We start from the raw sequence: 13,746 nt of genomic DNA, 5'->3' as shown, positions 1-13,746 counted from the left end.
TCGTTACGCCTCCGGCTTCACCATCGGGAACAGGACGGTCTCGCGGATACCCAGGCCGGTCAAGGCCATCAGCAGGCGGTCCACGCCCATGCCGCAACCTGCTGTCGGCGGCATGCCCTGCTCCATAGCGGCGAGGAAGTCCTCGTCGAGCACCATGGCCTCGTCGTCACCATGCGCCGCCAGGCGGGCCTGGTCTTCGAAGCGCTCGCGCTGGATCACCGGGTCGATGAGCTCGGAGTAGCCGGTGGCCAATTCGAAGCCACGGACGTAGAGGTCGAACTTCTCGGTCACGCCCGGCTGCTCGCGGTGGTCGCGGGTCAGCGGGGAGGTCTCCACCGGGAAGTTAATGACAAAGGTCGGCTCATAGAGCTGGTCGGAGCAAAGCTCCTCCCAGATTTCCTCAACAAGCTTGCCGTGCAGCCAGCCTGCATTCTCCGGAACCTTCAGACCGATAGTCTCAGCGATGCCCTTGAGTTCCTCCACGGAGGAATCGATGGTCACCTCAGGCTGGCCCGGGAACTTACGCTGCAGCGCCTCGTTGAGCGACGGGTACATCTCCAGTACCTTCCACTCGCCGCCGAAGTCGTACTCGGTGCCGTCAGCCAGCGTGACCTTCTGGGAGCCGAAGACTTCCTGGGCACAGAACTGGACAAGACCCTTCATGGTTTCGGCACCGTCCTTGTAGGTGCCCCACGCCTGGTAGGTCTCCAACATGGTGAACTCCGGCGAGTGGGACGAATCCACGCCCTCGTTGCGGAAGTTCTTATTGATCTCAAAGACGCGCTCCAGGCCACCAACAACGGCCCTCTTCAGGTAAAGCTCCGGCGCGATGCGCAGGTAGAGGTCAATGTCCAGCGCGTTGGAGTGGGTGACAAACGGACGAGCCGCAGCACCGCCGTGCAGCGTCTGCAGCATCGGCGTCTCAATCTCCACAAAGTCCAGGCCCGTCAGGTACTTACGCACCGCGGCCATGACCTTGATACGGGTCATGGCGTTCTTGCGCGCATCCTCGCGCATGATCAGATCCGTGTAACGGCGACGGACGCGCTGCTCCTCGTTCATGTCCGCAAACGCGACCGGAAGCGGGCTCAAGGCCTTCGAGGCCATGTGCCAGGACTGTGCCTGGACGGAGAGCTCGCCTCGTCGAGAAGCAATGATGCGCCCACGAACCGAGACAATGTCACCCAGGTCCGTGTCAGCCTTCCACTGCGCGAGGGCCTCCTCGCCCACCTCTGCCAGCGACAACATGACCTGCAACTGGGTGCCGTCACCCTCCTGCAAGGTGGCAAAGCAGAGCTTGCCGGTGTTGCGCTGGAACATGATGCGGCCGGCGACGGCCACCACATCCTGGGTTTCCTGGCCGGCCTCAAGGCGGGTCACGCCGTCGCCTTCGCCCTCTTCAACGACCTGGTACTTCGCCCGCAGGTCCTTCAGCGAGGTCGTACGGTCAACTTCGACGGGGTAGGCATCACGGCCCTCGCCGATAAGCCGTTGCCTCTTCTCCCGGCGGATTTGCTGCTGCTCTGAAAGATCCTGCGTACTCACGCCGGTCAATCGTAGTCTATTGGCAAAGCGGAAGATCCAGACGCTGCTCTTCCGAGTTCAAACCGTTAATAATCATGAGGTATTCAGGCTTGTCCTGCGGCACCATCACATAGGCAGGCGGGTTCGCGTCCGGCAACTCATAGGAGTTCACGGTGCACTCACCGGAGCCCAGAACGACGGCCTCGCGCGGGTCCGGCACCGCATCGTCGCGGTCATACTCGTCGGCGTACTTCACCACAGACACGCCCAACTCTGCGTTGGCGCAGCGGATCTTGCCTTCCTGGTCCGGATCGGTCGAGCCGTTCTCGCAGCGCAGGTCCTGCCAGCCCTTCTGGCCGGACTTCTTGGACACGATATCCGGGTACTCCTCGGCGATCTGCGCCTCCGCACCCTCCCAGGCCTCGCCGCGGTTGGCGGACCAATACCACAGTGCCGCAATAGCGATGAGCAGTAGCGCCAGGATCGCGATGATCCACGGCCACGGGACTTTCTTCTCGTTCGTCGCCGCCGGGCGGGTGTAGTTGCCGTCCGGGCCGTACGCGTACGGCTCAGGGCGCTTGCGATAGCCGTCCTCCGGGTTGGGAGCAACGTCGATGTTGGACGCCTCCTGGGGCGCCTCGCCCACCGGCACCATATGCAGCACATCCGCACAGGTGCGCACGCCCTCGCGTGGGGCCTCGCCCGTCATCAGACTGACCACGCTGGCGAACTTGTCCACATTCGCCTTGGCCAACTCCTCATCCGAGCCAACCGCGTCGGTACTCGGACCAACCAGGGTGAGCTTCACCGGGGTGGTCGACCACTGCGGCTGCACCAAAAGTCGCTCCGGCGAAATAGAACGGGAGACGAACCCGGACAGGCCCTTGAGGTCGTAGTCATCGATGGCCTCGACCACCGGGGCGAGCAGGTCACGCACTTCCTGCTGGGTAAACGTCGCGCCCTTCTCCGCAATGAGGTCGCTCAACGGCGTGCCGGTTGCGGCCTCGCGCAGGACGAAAAGCTGCCCTTCGTCGGTGGTACCCACACTGCGCGGCTGGAACGCGCCCGGATGCGCCGCCAGCGCGAGGCGGCTGTTGAGCGTGTTCACGTCGGCGCCGAGGTGTTCCGCCACCTTCGTGTCAAAGACCTCCACCTCTACGGCGTGGCCTTTGTCGTCCGACGCGGTGTACAACGTGGACGTTTCAGTACGGCCGCTTTCACGCACCTGCTCAGGGGTGAAGGCGAAGCCGAAGCGGTCGGCGAGGATTCCGGCGATGTTGGGCACAGACATGCGCCGCATTCTACCGCCTGCGACCGCAGCCCGTTCGGCTACCTATCTTCTTCGATGTGCTTGAAGCCAATCCCGAGCGGCAAACCCACGTTGTCGGCCAGGCGCACAGGGCCGAGGTCGACGGCGGCGAGGAGGCGGGCGTCGCCACGCTCGGGCGCTTCGCGCATCGCCAGGTCGCGCAACTCAAGGTAGGCCGGTTCAAGGCCCTCGGCGGCGAGCACACCACGCACGGTTTCAAGCACGACCTCGGCGCCCTGCTCAGCGGCGTGGGCGCCTGCGGTCAGCGCCGCCGGCAGCGCGAGAGCCGCCTCGCGCAGGTCCTCCGGCACGTCCGCGTTGCGCAGCGACACCGCCAGCCCGTTCGGGGTGCGCACGGTAGGCACGGAGTGCAGTTTGACCTCCATACGCAGGCCAGAGACCGCATATTGCGTAGCCACGAGCACCTCGAAGTCCTTCTCCCCCAACACCACATCCGTCGCGTGCGAGGCGTTAATTGCCGCGAGGATGCGCGCCACCTCGCGCTGCGTGTGCTCCGGATCTTCAAGCGGATCCACCCCGGAATCCACCCGCACCTTGGTCTCCAGCGGGCCGTGGAACACCACGTCCACCTTCTCCTCGGCGAAGATGTCCGGCACCTCGTCGCCAGTAAACGTGACCACGACGTACGAGCCGAGCAGCGACTTCGCCGCACGGATCAACTCAATGTGGCCCGCGTGCACGTCGCGGCCCAGCGGCACCACCACAACAGACTTGCCGATCTTGCGAAACGCCCGCCCATAGGTCGCCAGCAGCGCCTCATCCTTAACGACGACCGCCTTACCTGCCTCAAACGCCATTTATCTTCCCTCGTATTTCTGAATAACCCACAGTTCCGTATCCGTGTCCTGCTCCATCTCACCGCGTCGGCGCTGCAGATCCACAAACAGCCTGCGCACCCCGGGTTCCGGCAGTGCGTCCAGCATCCGGTCCAAGTCGTTGACGCTTTTTGCGTATCGACGACCCGACGCCGCCTCGATGAACTTCTCCGCCACCGCCTCAAACGCAGGAACCGTATCGATGAGCAGCTCGAGCGCGTCGTCGCGCACCGTCGCTTCCAGCGCGCGAAGTTCTTGGGCGGCGGCGATGGTGGGGCGGACGGTGTCGTCGATACGCATGCTCGTGCCGCCGATCTCCGCGATGAGCAGCCCCACGACGGTCTCGCCGAGTTCGTCCGCGGCGGAGGTGACCCAGATGTTGTCGAAGAGGTTGTGGGCGCACATGGTGATGGCCTGGGACGTTTCGACGTCGTCAAGCAACTGCGGGCCTTCCTCCAACGCGGTGTGGAGGAACATCTGCTGCGGGCGCGCGTAATCAGCCAGGATTTCTGCGGCGGCGCGGATATCGTTCGCGGAGCCGTCGATGAGCACGAGGTCCACGTGCGCGATCGCGCCCGGGTCAGTGTTGATGTCGATCGGGCGCACGGTGTGCCCGGCGCGTTCCAGATCGAGAGCGAGTTGGCTATGGCCGGGGATTGCGCCTACGAGCAGGCGTGGCGCCATTTACTTCCCCCGGCGGGCGAGCAGTTCAGCGACGGAAATGGAGTTCTCGCGCTCGTCACGACGACGGCGGCCCGAACGGCGCGGCTCCTCCTGCGGTTCCGGTTCCGGGGTTGGCTCCGGCTTGGGTTCTGGCTGCGGTTCTGGCTTTGCTTCTGCTTCCGCTTGCGCCTTTCGCTCGCTGATCAGGTCAGACAGCGGGTTGCGGGCAGGGCGGCCGGACGGCTGGGTGCCAATGCGGCCAGCGATCGCATCCGAGCTCGGCGCACCTGTCGGACGCACGCGGTCGAGCACAACCGTGTCGTCGGTCGACGGCGACGGGCGCGCTGGTTCTGGTTCTGAGATCGGTTCTGGTTCCGGGGTGGGTTCCGGCGCTGGCTCTGGCTCTGGGGTGCTCTCCAACTCGGAGATGCGACGCGCAGAGGCGCGCACGGCGGCTGGCTCGTACTCGAAGACGCGGCCGTTGAGCTCCTCCAACTGTGCACGCAGTGCCTGGATCTCGTCCTGCAGGGCACGAAGGGCTTCCATGTCCACAGGTGCGTTTTCGCCCTGCGGCAGGGCGGCGATGACGGCCTTGTGGCGTTCTTCCTGCTCGCGGACTTGTTCGCGGGCGGCTTCGGCGTCCCGGGTGGCGTCGTCACGCTCGCGGCGGCTGCGGAAGTTCAAAATCAGCCCAGCCGCTCCGGCCCACAGCGCGAAGATCAGCGCGATCTTCAGTGCGTTGGCGGAGTTGGTAAACAGCATGACAACGGTGCCAATTACGGCGACAACAAAGGGGACGATGACCCACAGGGTTGCGCTGTCACTGGATGTGTTTTTGGCACTCATGCCCAACACTCTAGCCAACCCCCTGCCCGTCGGCGGGTGGCGACACCTCGCAGTTTTTCTCCAGCACCAACCCAGCGACACACAGCGCGATGCCACCGAGGGTGCCCACCGTCAGGGGAACGACATCGTCAGATGCTGCTGTGAGCACATCAAGTTTGCGCACCACATACATCAACGCACCTGCATACATGCCGCCACAGATCGCGCCCGCCCAGGCACTGGCCTTGCCGAACACCATGAAGTTCGCGGCCTGCATCGGGTTAAGTTGGCTCCGATCCAACCCCACCTGGCCGTCCTTGCGGCGCTTGTGCACCACCCACGCCAGCCACCCGGCCACCGCGGCGATGCACCACAGCGACAGCGGCACGATTAGATCCAGCGACTCCAGCCAGCTGTAATAACGCCGCACCACAATCAACGCAGCTGCGGCGCTGAAGCCAGCGGCGGCGATAAGGCCTTCGATCGGCGTGCGCTTCATAGTCTGCGCACCCCTTGATCCTCCAGGCCATCGAGCAATTCGCGTATCGACGACCCCCTCAACTCCGCACCCGGATCAATCTCCAACCACGGCTCAAGCACAAACTGGCGCAGGTGCGCGCGCGGGTGCGGGACCGTCAGCACCGGGTCGTCGGAGGTATAGCCCTCGATCCAGACAATGTCCACGTCCAGGGTGCGAGGGCCCCAGCGCTCCACGCGCACACGGTCGGCCTCGTTTTCCAGGCGCTGGCAGCGCTCGAGCAACTCGTGCGGGGTTTGGTCCACCTCCACCAGCAGGCTCTGATTGAGAAAGTCCGGCTGGTCAGTCTTGCCCCAGGGCGCGGTGGCGTAGATGGAGCTGGCAGCAACGGTTTCGCTCGCGAACTCATCCACAACCGCGCGCAGGTGCGCACGCGCATCACCCATGTTCGATCCGGAGGACAGCACTGCGCGCATGGGCATCACATCCGTTTCCGGGAGCGGCGCGCCACCACGGCAACATCGTCGAACACTGCCGGGATCGGCGCGTGTGGCTTGTGCAAGGTCACCTCGATCGCGTGCAGCGCGTCGTAGGTGCGCATGGCGGTCTCTGCGATCTCGACAACCACGGTCTCAATCAACTGACGCGGCGTACCGGTTGCAATCGCCAGCGCGGTGTCGGCGAGTTCGGCATAGTTGACGGTTTTGGTCAGGTCGTCGTCACGCGCGGCGTCCGCAAACTCCAACCAGCACGTGATGTCCAGCGAGAACGCCTGGCCAAACTCGGTTTCGTGCTCGAGTACACCGTGGTTGGCGTGGAACTTAAGCCCCTTGAGTTCGATGCGGTCAGCCATGGTTCCACCTTGCCACCACATCCACCGCGTCGCGCGAGACCGCAACCTCGTGCACACGAACGCACCAGGCGCCGGCCTGGGCAGACAGCGCCGTGACGGCAGCGGTAGCCGGGTCCGCATCCACCGGGGAGTGCTCCAGACCACGATCCGCACGGATCTCCCTGAGGAAACGCTTGCGCGAGGCGCCGACAAGAATTGGGAACTCGCCGGCGATGAACTCCGGCAGGGCGTTGAGCAGCGCCCAGTTATCGGCCGCGGTCTTAGCAAAGCCCAGGCCCGGGTCCAGCGTGATCTGCTCCTTGGCCACACCCGCGGCCAGGGCGTTCTCGACGAGTTCGGCCAGCACCTGGTGGACATCCTTGACCACATCCCCGCCGTGGTCGGCCGCGCCCGAAGCGTTGACAAACGCGTCTGCGCGCCAGTGCATGAGGCACACCGGCAGCTGCGTTTCTGCCATCACGCGGTACATGTCCTCATCCGCCAGGCCACCGGAGACGTCGTTGATCAGATCCACGCCCTCTTCAGCAGCGGCCTGCGCGGTAGCGGCACGCATCGTGTCAATCGAGGTCCGGATGCCATCCTCGTGCAACGTCCGGATCACCGGGCGAATGCGCTCCGCTTCCACCTCCGCGGGAACGCGGGTGGCGCCGGGTCGGGTGGATTCGGCGCCGACGTCGATAATGTCCGCGCCCAACTTCACCAACTCGTGGGCATGGGCGATGGCATCGTCGGTGGCGAGCCACTTGCCGCCATCCGAAAACGAATCCTCCGTGACGTTGACAATCCCCATCACACTCGTGCGTCCGGACAGTGTCAGGTCGGCGACAGTGGTCATTGGTGTTCTATCCCCTAATCAGGCTCATGACCTCGGCACGCGAGGCCGCGTTCTTCTGAAAACCGCCGCGCACAGCGGACGTGGTCGTCGTCGCACCCGGCTTCCGGATGCCACGCATCGCCATGCACAGGTGCTCGCATTCGATGACGACGATCACCGCAGACGCATCAAGCTTTTCGACGATCGCATCCGCAATCTGCGCCGTCAACCGCTCCTGCACCTGCGGGCGCTTCGCGTACATATCCGCCACACGCGCCAGCTTGGACAGGCCGGTCACCTTGCCGTCTTGGCCAGGGATGTAGCCAATGTGGGCTACGCCGTAGAACGGCACGAGGTGGTGCTCGCAGGTGGAGTAGATCGGAATGTCACGCACGAGCACCAACTCGCGGTGGTTCTCCGAAAAGGACTTCTCCAGGTGCACCTTCGGGTCCTCGTGCAGGCCCGCGAACACCTCGGCGTAGGCGCGCGCCACACGCGCTGGCGTCTCCACGAGGCCCTCGCGGTCCGGGTCCTCCCCCACCGCGATGAGCAGTTCACGCACGGCGGCTTCGGCGCGCTCGTGGTCAAACTTAGGCGTCGTCATCGTCGTCTCTCCTGTGCTTCGGTTCCTGCGGCTCGCGCGGCAACTGGGTCGTCTCGTCTTCAGACGCAGTCGGACGGGTCTCCGGCTCCGGACCACGCGCTGGGTTGTCTGGGCGTTCGTGCTCCGGCAGGCGGAAGCCGATCTCCTCGGTCTCCCGGGTTGGGTAGTTCTCCGCACCCGGGTGCTGCTTCGGCTCAGGCTGCTTTGGTTGCGGTCCGCCCACGTAGGTCCAGTCCGCCGGCGGTTTCTCACCGCGGTACTGCGGGGCCTGGCCCTTCGGCGGCTGCCAACGCGTGGAGCCCTTCTGCTCCGCTGCCTTCTCTTCCGCCTCGCGTTCCTTGCGACGACGCTCACGCGTCGCCTTCGACGCCTCCAGGATGGAGAAACGCTTCGGTGGCTCCTCGCCACGCTCCTTAGCAATCTCCACCGGAGTCTTCACCGGCTCGCGACCGATCTGGCGGCCGAAGCGCACGTCGTGCTCCGGCAAGGTCGGGCGTTGCGGCTCGATCGAGTCGAAGATCTCCTCCAGATCGCCCCGACGCAGGGTTTCCTTCTCCAGAAGCTTCGAGGCCAACGTATCCAGCTCGTCGCGGTAGCGCTCGAGGGTTGTGTAGGCGACCTTGTGGGCTTCGTCGAGAAGCGTCTGCATCTCCTCGTCGATCTTCGCGGCGACTGCCGGCGAGTACTCGAGTGTGCCGCCACCGCCGCGGCCGGAGAACGGATCGCCCTGCTCCTGGCCGTACTTCACCGCGCCGAGCGAGGAGGTCATGCCGTACTCGGTGACCATCGCGCGGGCAATCTTCGTGGCCTGCTCGATATCGTTCGACGCACCGGTGGTCGGGGCGCCGAAGACGAGCTCCTCGGCGGAGCGGCCGCCCATGGCGAACACCATGCGGGCAAACAATTCGTCGCGGGTGTACATCCCCTTGTCGTCCTCGTCGGCCGTCATGGCGAAACCGCCGGTGCGGCCGCGGGCAAGAATGGTCACCTTGTACACGCGCTCGATGTCCTTGAGCGCCCACGCAGACAGTGTGTGGCCGCCCTCGTGGTAGGCAGTGACCTTCTTTTCGTGCTCGGAAATGATCTTGCTGGAACGACGCGGGCCACCGATCACGCGGTCGGTGGCTTCTTCCAACGCATCCGCGGTGATCACGTTGCCGCCGATACGGGCGGTGAGCAACGCGGCCTCGTTGAGCACATTCGCCAGGTCCGCACCCGACATGCCCGCGGTGCGCTTTGCCAAAGCATCCAGGTTGACGTCCTTGGCCAACGGCTTATCCTTCGCGTGCACCTTCAGAATCTGGGCACGACCCGCGAGGTCCGGGTTGGATACCGGAATCTGGCGGTCGAAACGGCCCGGGCGCAAAAGCGCGGGGTCCAGGATGTCCGGACGGTTCGTCGCCGCCAGCAGGATCACGCCCTCGCGGCCGGAGAAGCCATCCATCTCCACCAGCAACTGGTTCAAGGTCTGCTCGCGCTCGTCGTGGCCGCCACCCATACCGGAGCCGCGCTGGCGGCCGACGGCATCGATCTCATCGACAAAGATGATGCACGGAGCGTTCTCACGCGCCTGTTTGAACAGGTCACGCACGCGGGAGGCACCCACACCAACGAACATCTCCACAAAGTCAGAACCGGAGATGGTGTAGAACGGCACGCCCGCCTCACCAGCGACAGCACGCGCAAGCAGGGTCTTACCGGTGCCCGGCGGGCCATAGAGCAGCACACCACGCGGGATCTTCGCGCCGAGCTTTTCGTACACGCTCGGGTCGGTGAGGAAGTCCACCACTTCGTGGAGTTCGTCGACGGCCTCGTCGGCACCCGCCACGTCATCGAACGTGTTGGTCGGGTTGTCCTTGGTCAGCTGCTTCGCCTTCGAACCACCAATGCCAAACGGTCCGCCGCCGCCCGACTGCATGCGATACATGAAGAAGAACAGCAAGCCGAACACCAGGATCATCGGCAGCATGAAGCCGAGCATGGACATCAGGAACGAATCCTGCGTCACGTTCGTCTGGTAGGAATCCGCCTCAGCCTCACGCACCGCCTGGAACACATCCGGTGCGGTACGAGCCGGGTACTGGGCGGAGATTGCCTCGACGCCCTCGCGCTCGTCGACAGTAATTGGCTCACGCAGATCAATACGCACCCGCTGCTCGCGGTCATCGATCTGCACTTCCTCCGCGTTATGTTCGCGGAGCTGCTGCATCGCCACCGACGTATCCACGCTCTGGTAAGCGCGGGAATCGTCCCCAATCAGCGTCAGCAAATAGAGCACAATAAGCGCGATGGCGCCCATAATGCCCCACCGCATGACGTTTTTATTTTTGCTCATAAACCTTTGTTCTAGTCGGCTTTACTCAGCGTCCGAGTACACGCGCGGATGCAACGTGCCCACGTACGGCAAATCACGGTAGCGCTCCGCGTAATCCAGGCCGTAGCCGATCACGAACTCGTTCGGGATATCAAACCCGATATCAAGCAAGTCGATCTGCGCCGTCTGCACATCCGGTTTGCGCAATAGAGTAACGACCTCAAGGCTCTTCGGGTTCCTGTTCTTCAAATTACGCAGCAACCACGACAGCGTCAGACCCGAATCGATGATGTCCTCAACCACCAGCACATCACGGCCAGCGATCTCCTTATCCAGGTCCTTCAGAATGCGGACCACACCGGAACTCGTCGTCGAATTGCCGTAGGAGGACACCGCCATGAACTCCATCTCAGCCGGGATAGAGAGCTTGCGCGCAAAGTCCGTCAGGAAGAACACCGCCCCCTTCAGCACACACACCAAAATGAGGTCCTCTTCGGAGTCGCGGTACTTCTCCGACACCATATCCGCCAACTCCTGGATACGGTCCTGCAACGCCTCCTCCGTGATCAGGATTGCCTCCACGTCGTCGCCGTAACGGTTCGGCGGAACGTTGAAATCCTTCGTGTCGTGCAACTCAGTCATGGGCTGGCCTTTCCCTTTCGCTGTGCCTCGCGGACGTCACGCAGTTCACCTGCGCGTAACTTCCTCATCTTGCCACTAGATTCCTACAAGGCACAACCACCTGGGACATTTGGGCTAGGTCAGGACCAGTTTCCCGTCGATTCGCGCCACCGCGCGCCCGCCGCCAACTGCGATCGGCCCCTGCCCGCGCCAGTTGGTCACCAGCGCCTCGATTGCCGCAAGTTGGTCGCCCTGGACCCGCACTCCTTCATCCAGGAGCCATCTTGCTAATCGACGACGCCTCACCGGCCCCGCATCCCCCTCCAACTCCACACACGACGTGGTCAGCGTGAGGTCCGCGAGTTGTTCAATGAGCGCCTGGTCGGCTGCGATGCGGTTCGCGGTGGTGGCAAGGGCCGGCACCGCATCCCCGCCCAGCAAGTCCGTCAGCGCAGGGATGATGCTTTGGCGCATTGCTACGCGACGATACGCCGGGTCGGAATTCATCGGGTCGTGCCAGACGTCGAGCCCGAGTTCCTCGCACGCCCCGACGGTGTCTGCGCGGCGGATGTGTAGGAACGGCCTGACGATCTTCCCGTTGCGCTGCGCCATGCCCGAAGGGTTACCCCGCAGTGCGCCGAGCAGCAACGTTTCTGCCTGGTCGTCGGCGGTGTGTGCGACCCAGACGTCGCGGCCGGATTCGAGCAGTGCGGCGTACCTTGCTTCGCGCGCGGCGGCCTCGACGTTGCCGGGACCTACTGTCACGTTGGCGACCGTAGAGGCAAACCCGAACTCGCGCGCTACGGCCGCGGCGCGCTCGGCGACGTCGGCCGATCCGGGCTGCAAACCGTGGTCCACAACTAGGACCGAGACGTCCTTTTGCTCCGCCGCAGCCGCCGCGACCAGCGCCAACGAGTCCGGCCCGCCCGACAGCCCGATCACCGCTGGCCCGTCGAAGGGGCGCACAGCCCGCCTGCACGCGAGGAAGTGCGGGGAGCGGCGCGGCCAAAACGGTTGCATCAGGGTGCCTTTTAGAAAGCTCGCAGCGCCGAGGTGAACTCGTCCATGGCCCGGCGCGCCGCGAGCACGTCGGCGTCGTTACAGATCAGCGCAAACGTGTAGATGTTGCCGTTCTCGCTGGTCACCGTCCCGGCCAGCGAGGCGGTGCCGTCGAGCGTGCCAGTCTTCGCGCGGACCCAGCCGCGTCCCGGGAGGTCGCCGTAGCGGTCCGCCAGCGTGCCCTCGCCCGCCGCAACCGGCAGTGTTGCCAGAAGCGGGCGGAGTTCGGGTTTGGTCGTAGCTTCCACGAGCACACTATCCAGCACCACCGGCGGAATGCGGTTGTCTGTAGACAATCCCGAGTTGTCCGAGAGCGCCACACCCGACGTATCAATGCCGTGCTCCTGCAGCAGCGACAGCGTCGCCGACGGCGCATCCTTCACCCCGCGCGCGAGCGCAACCTCGCGGCCAATTGCCTCGGCGTAGACGTTGTCAGATTCCTTCATCATCATCTCGAGGCGCTCCACCAGTGTTGGCGATTCCACCTCGGCGACAACCTCGGCGTCGACGGGGGCCTCGCGCACATCCACCACGCCCGCGCCGAGGCGGTTCGCCAGCGCCTGTGCCACGTCGAGGGCCGGCGTGTGCGAACGCGGCACGTCCCCAGACGTCTCCCCGTCCAAGCGCCCGCCGGACAGCATCGCGGGTTGCAGTGGTGCGACGTAACCGCCGTCGATATCCAGCGGGTCCCAGCCCGGCATCATCTCCGGCATGCCAGCCCAGGCGGACGTATCCACATACACCTCGGACGCCTCACCGATCTGGCCCGCCAGCTCGTCGAGTGCCTCCGCGTCCAACCACACGTCGCCAGCCGCCTTGATCGTCACCGCACCCGAATCCGCGGCACGCACCACCTGCGTTGTAATCGTGTCGCTTTGCCCCAACTCGATCAGCGCCGCCGCGGCCGTGAGCACCTTGGTCACCGACGCCGGGCGCAACGCATCCCCCGACGCCCGATCAAACACCACGTCGCCGCCCGCCGCGGACACACGACCATGGAACTGCCCCAAACCAGGATTCTCAGCAAGATTGGTGAGGGTTTGGGTCAGCAAGGTGTCGTCGATAAGCGAAGGCTCTGCAGGCACAAGCGGAAACGCCGCCTGCTCAAGCCGAAACGCCGGCGCATGCTCAATCCGCGACAACTGCTCATGCGCAGCCACACCAAACCCAGCAACACCACCAACCGCAGCCAACGCCAACGTGCCCGCAACCCAAGTCCATACCTTCATCGGCAAAAAGCGTAGCCCACGTATGATGATTTGCGGACAATCACCAAACGAAGGAGATCCCATGTCTATTGAGGTCATCATCGAAATCCCCAAGGGCTCACGCAACAAGTACGAGTTCGACCACGAAACCGGCCGCGTCTACCTCGACCGCTACCTGTTCACCCCGATGGCATACCCGGCCGACTACGGCTACATCGACAACACTCTTGCCGACGACGGCGACCCACTCGACGCCCTCGTCATCCTCCCCGAACCCGTCTTCCCGGGCGTCACCGTCAAGGCCCGTCCGCTTGGCGTATTCAAGATGACCGACGAAGCCGGCGGCGACGACAAACTCCTCTGCGTCATCGACGACGTCCGCTACGACCACTACCAGGACATCGACGACGTCTCCGACTTTGTCAAGGACGAAATCGAGCACTTCTTCGTCCACTACAAGGACCTCGAGCCGAACAAGGAAGTCACCGGCTCCGGCTGGGGCAACAAGGCAGAAGCCGAGAAGATCCTCCAGGCCTCCATCGACGCATACAAGGGCGACAAGTAAGACTGTTTGGTCTTTGATAGCCGGGCTCCGCGACTGTGCGGGGCCCGGTTTTTGTTGTTCTGTGGTGGGTTTT

The 13,746-nt window shown here is 64.2% G+C and carries 15 protein-coding genes; 1 reads left to right on the top strand and 14 read right to left on the bottom strand.

Going from position 1 to position 13,746, the window contains the following annotated elements:
- Positions 1–3: 3 nt before the first annotated feature.
- From lysS to dacB, 14 genes are all read right to left on the bottom strand, one after another.
- Positions 4–1,545 carry a lysine--tRNA ligase gene (gene lysS / locus HMPREF2690_RS07685; protein ID WP_070820576.1) on the bottom strand — a complete coding sequence of 514 codons (1,542 nt, stop codon included), beginning with the start codon at positions 1,543–1,545 and terminating at the stop codon, positions 4–6.
- A gap of 16 nt (positions 1,546–1,561) precedes the next feature.
- Positions 1,562–2,815 (bottom strand): hypothetical protein, encoded by a 1,254-nt coding sequence (locus HMPREF2690_RS07680; protein ID WP_070450286.1) that lies wholly within the window; start codon positions 2,813–2,815, stop codon positions 1,562–1,564.
- Between the two features lie 38 nt (positions 2,816–2,853).
- Complete coding sequence (locus tag HMPREF2690_RS07675) at positions 2,854–3,651, bottom strand: pantoate--beta-alanine ligase (protein ID WP_070820575.1); 798 nt, start codon at positions 3,649–3,651, stop codon at positions 2,854–2,856.
- Entirely contained in the window at positions 3,652–4,353 is a 702-nt protein-coding gene (locus HMPREF2690_RS07670) for a 6PGD fold domain-containing protein (RefSeq protein WP_070820574.1), read from the bottom strand. It abuts the gene before it with no gap.
- A complete protein-coding gene (locus HMPREF2690_RS12500) occupies positions 4,354–5,178 on the bottom strand; it encodes a DUF6779 domain-containing protein (protein ID WP_070614409.1) in 825 nt (274 codons plus the stop codon).
- A gap of 10 nt (positions 5,179–5,188) precedes the next feature.
- Positions 5,189–5,656, bottom strand: a complete 468-nt coding sequence (locus HMPREF2690_RS07660; RefSeq protein WP_070820573.1) for a DUF3180 domain-containing protein — start codon at positions 5,654–5,656, stop codon at positions 5,189–5,191.
- Positions 5,653–6,111, bottom strand: coding sequence for a 2-amino-4-hydroxy-6-hydroxymethyldihydropteridine diphosphokinase (folK, locus tag HMPREF2690_RS07655; protein WP_070820604.1), 459 nt, complete (start codon positions 6,109–6,111; stop codon positions 5,653–5,655). The genes HMPREF2690_RS07660 and folK overlap by 4 nt, the downstream gene beginning before the upstream one ends.
- A 5-nt stretch (positions 6,112–6,116) precedes the next feature.
- Positions 6,117–6,488, bottom strand: a complete 372-nt coding sequence (folB, locus tag HMPREF2690_RS07650; RefSeq protein ID WP_070483452.1) for a dihydroneopterin aldolase — start codon at positions 6,486–6,488, stop codon at positions 6,117–6,119.
- Positions 6,481–7,323: a dihydropteroate synthase gene (folP, locus tag HMPREF2690_RS07645; protein WP_070820572.1), complete on the bottom strand. Its 843-nt coding sequence runs from the start codon at positions 7,321–7,323 to the stop codon at positions 6,481–6,483. Before folP ends, folB begins: the two co-directional genes overlap by 8 nt.
- Before the next feature lie 7 nt (positions 7,324–7,330).
- Positions 7,331–7,906 (bottom strand): GTP cyclohydrolase I FolE, encoded by a 576-nt coding sequence (gene folE, locus HMPREF2690_RS07640; RefSeq protein ID WP_070422479.1) that lies wholly within the window; start codon positions 7,904–7,906, stop codon positions 7,331–7,333.
- Positions 7,893–10,241: an ATP-dependent zinc metalloprotease FtsH gene (gene ftsH / locus HMPREF2690_RS07635; protein WP_070820571.1), complete on the bottom strand. Its 2,349-nt coding sequence runs from the start codon at positions 10,239–10,241 to the stop codon at positions 7,893–7,895. Before ftsH ends, folE begins: the two co-directional genes overlap by 14 nt.
- 21 nt (positions 10,242–10,262) lie before the next feature.
- A complete protein-coding gene (gene hpt / locus HMPREF2690_RS07630) occupies positions 10,263–10,862 on the bottom strand; it encodes a hypoxanthine phosphoribosyltransferase (protein ID WP_070820570.1) in 600 nt (199 codons plus the stop codon).
- A gap of 114 nt (positions 10,863–10,976) precedes the next feature.
- Complete coding sequence (tilS, locus tag HMPREF2690_RS07625; RefSeq protein WP_070820569.1) at positions 10,977–11,861, bottom strand: tRNA lysidine(34) synthetase TilS; 885 nt, start codon at positions 11,859–11,861, stop codon at positions 10,977–10,979.
- A gap of 11 nt (positions 11,862–11,872) precedes the next feature.
- The gene (gene dacB / locus HMPREF2690_RS07620) at positions 11,873–13,129 is read right to left on the bottom strand and encodes a D-alanyl-D-alanine carboxypeptidase/D-alanyl-D-alanine endopeptidase (RefSeq protein WP_070820568.1); all 1,257 of its coding nucleotides are present in this window, start codon (positions 13,127–13,129) and stop codon (positions 11,873–11,875) included.
- Positions 13,130–13,190: 61 nt separating this feature from the next.
- Between dacB and HMPREF2690_RS07615 the strand changes: the two genes are divergently transcribed.
- Complete coding sequence (locus HMPREF2690_RS07615; RefSeq protein ID WP_070422474.1) at positions 13,191–13,673, top strand: inorganic diphosphatase; 483 nt, start codon at positions 13,191–13,193, stop codon at positions 13,671–13,673.
- The last annotated feature ends 73 nt before the right edge of the window (positions 13,674–13,746 follow it).

The sequence above is a fragment of the Corynebacterium sp. HMSC034E11 genome, assembly GCF_001835905.1.
In the GTDB taxonomy this organism is placed as follows: domain Bacteria; phylum Actinomycetota; class Actinomycetes; order Mycobacteriales; family Mycobacteriaceae; genus Corynebacterium; species Corynebacterium coyleae.
Note: the sequence above shows the minus strand (reverse complement) of the source record. Positions and strands in the feature narration are given on the sequence as shown.

What these genes read in the sequence shown, in the direction of transcription:
- HMPREF2690_RS07680 (WP_070450286.1), bottom strand. Translation starts at nt 2,815, where the DNA reads ATGTCTGTGCCCAACATCGCCGGAATCCTCGCCGACCGCTTCGGCTTC.
- HMPREF2690_RS07675 (WP_070820575.1), bottom strand. Translation starts at nt 3,651, where the DNA reads ATGGCGTTTGAGGCAGGTAAGGCGGTCGTCGTTAAGGATGAGGCGCTG.
- HMPREF2690_RS07670 (WP_070820574.1), bottom strand. Translation starts at nt 4,353, where the DNA reads ATGGCGCCACGCCTGCTCGTAGGCGCAATCCCCGGCCATAGCCAACTC.
- HMPREF2690_RS12500 (WP_070614409.1), bottom strand. Translation starts at nt 5,178, where the DNA reads ATGAGTGCCAAAAACACATCCAGTGACAGCGCAACCCTGTGGGTCATC.
- HMPREF2690_RS07660 (WP_070820573.1), bottom strand. Translation starts at nt 5,656, where the DNA reads ATGAAGCGCACGCCGATCGAAGGCCTTATCGCCGCCGCTGGCTTCAGC.
- folK (WP_070820604.1), bottom strand. Translation starts at nt 6,111, where the DNA reads ATGCGCGCAGTGCTGTCCTCCGGATCGAACATGGGTGATGCGCGTGCG.
- folB (WP_070483452.1), bottom strand. Translation starts at nt 6,488, where the DNA reads ATGGCTGACCGCATCGAACTCAAGGGGCTTAAGTTCCACGCCAACCAC.
- folP (WP_070820572.1), bottom strand. Translation starts at nt 7,323, where the DNA reads ATGACCACTGTCGCCGACCTGACACTGTCCGGACGCACGAGTGTGATG.
- folE (WP_070422479.1), bottom strand. Translation starts at nt 7,906, where the DNA reads ATGACGACGCCTAAGTTTGACCACGAGCGCGCCGAAGCCGCCGTGCGT.
- ftsH (WP_070820571.1), bottom strand. Translation starts at nt 10,241, where the DNA reads ATGAGCAAAAATAAAAACGTCATGCGGTGGGGCATTATGGGCGCCATC.
- hpt (WP_070820570.1), bottom strand. Translation starts at nt 10,862, where the DNA reads ATGACTGAGTTGCACGACACGAAGGATTTCAACGTTCCGCCGAACCGT.
- tilS (WP_070820569.1), bottom strand. Translation starts at nt 11,861, where the DNA reads ATGCAACCGTTTTGGCCGCGCCGCTCCCCGCACTTCCTCGCGTGCAGG.
- dacB (WP_070820568.1), bottom strand. Translation starts at nt 13,129, where the DNA reads ATGAAGGTATGGACTTGGGTTGCGGGCACGTTGGCGTTGGCTGCGGTT.
- HMPREF2690_RS07615 (WP_070422474.1), top strand. Translation starts at nt 13,191, where the DNA reads ATGTCTATTGAGGTCATCATCGAAATCCCCAAGGGCTCACGCAACAAG.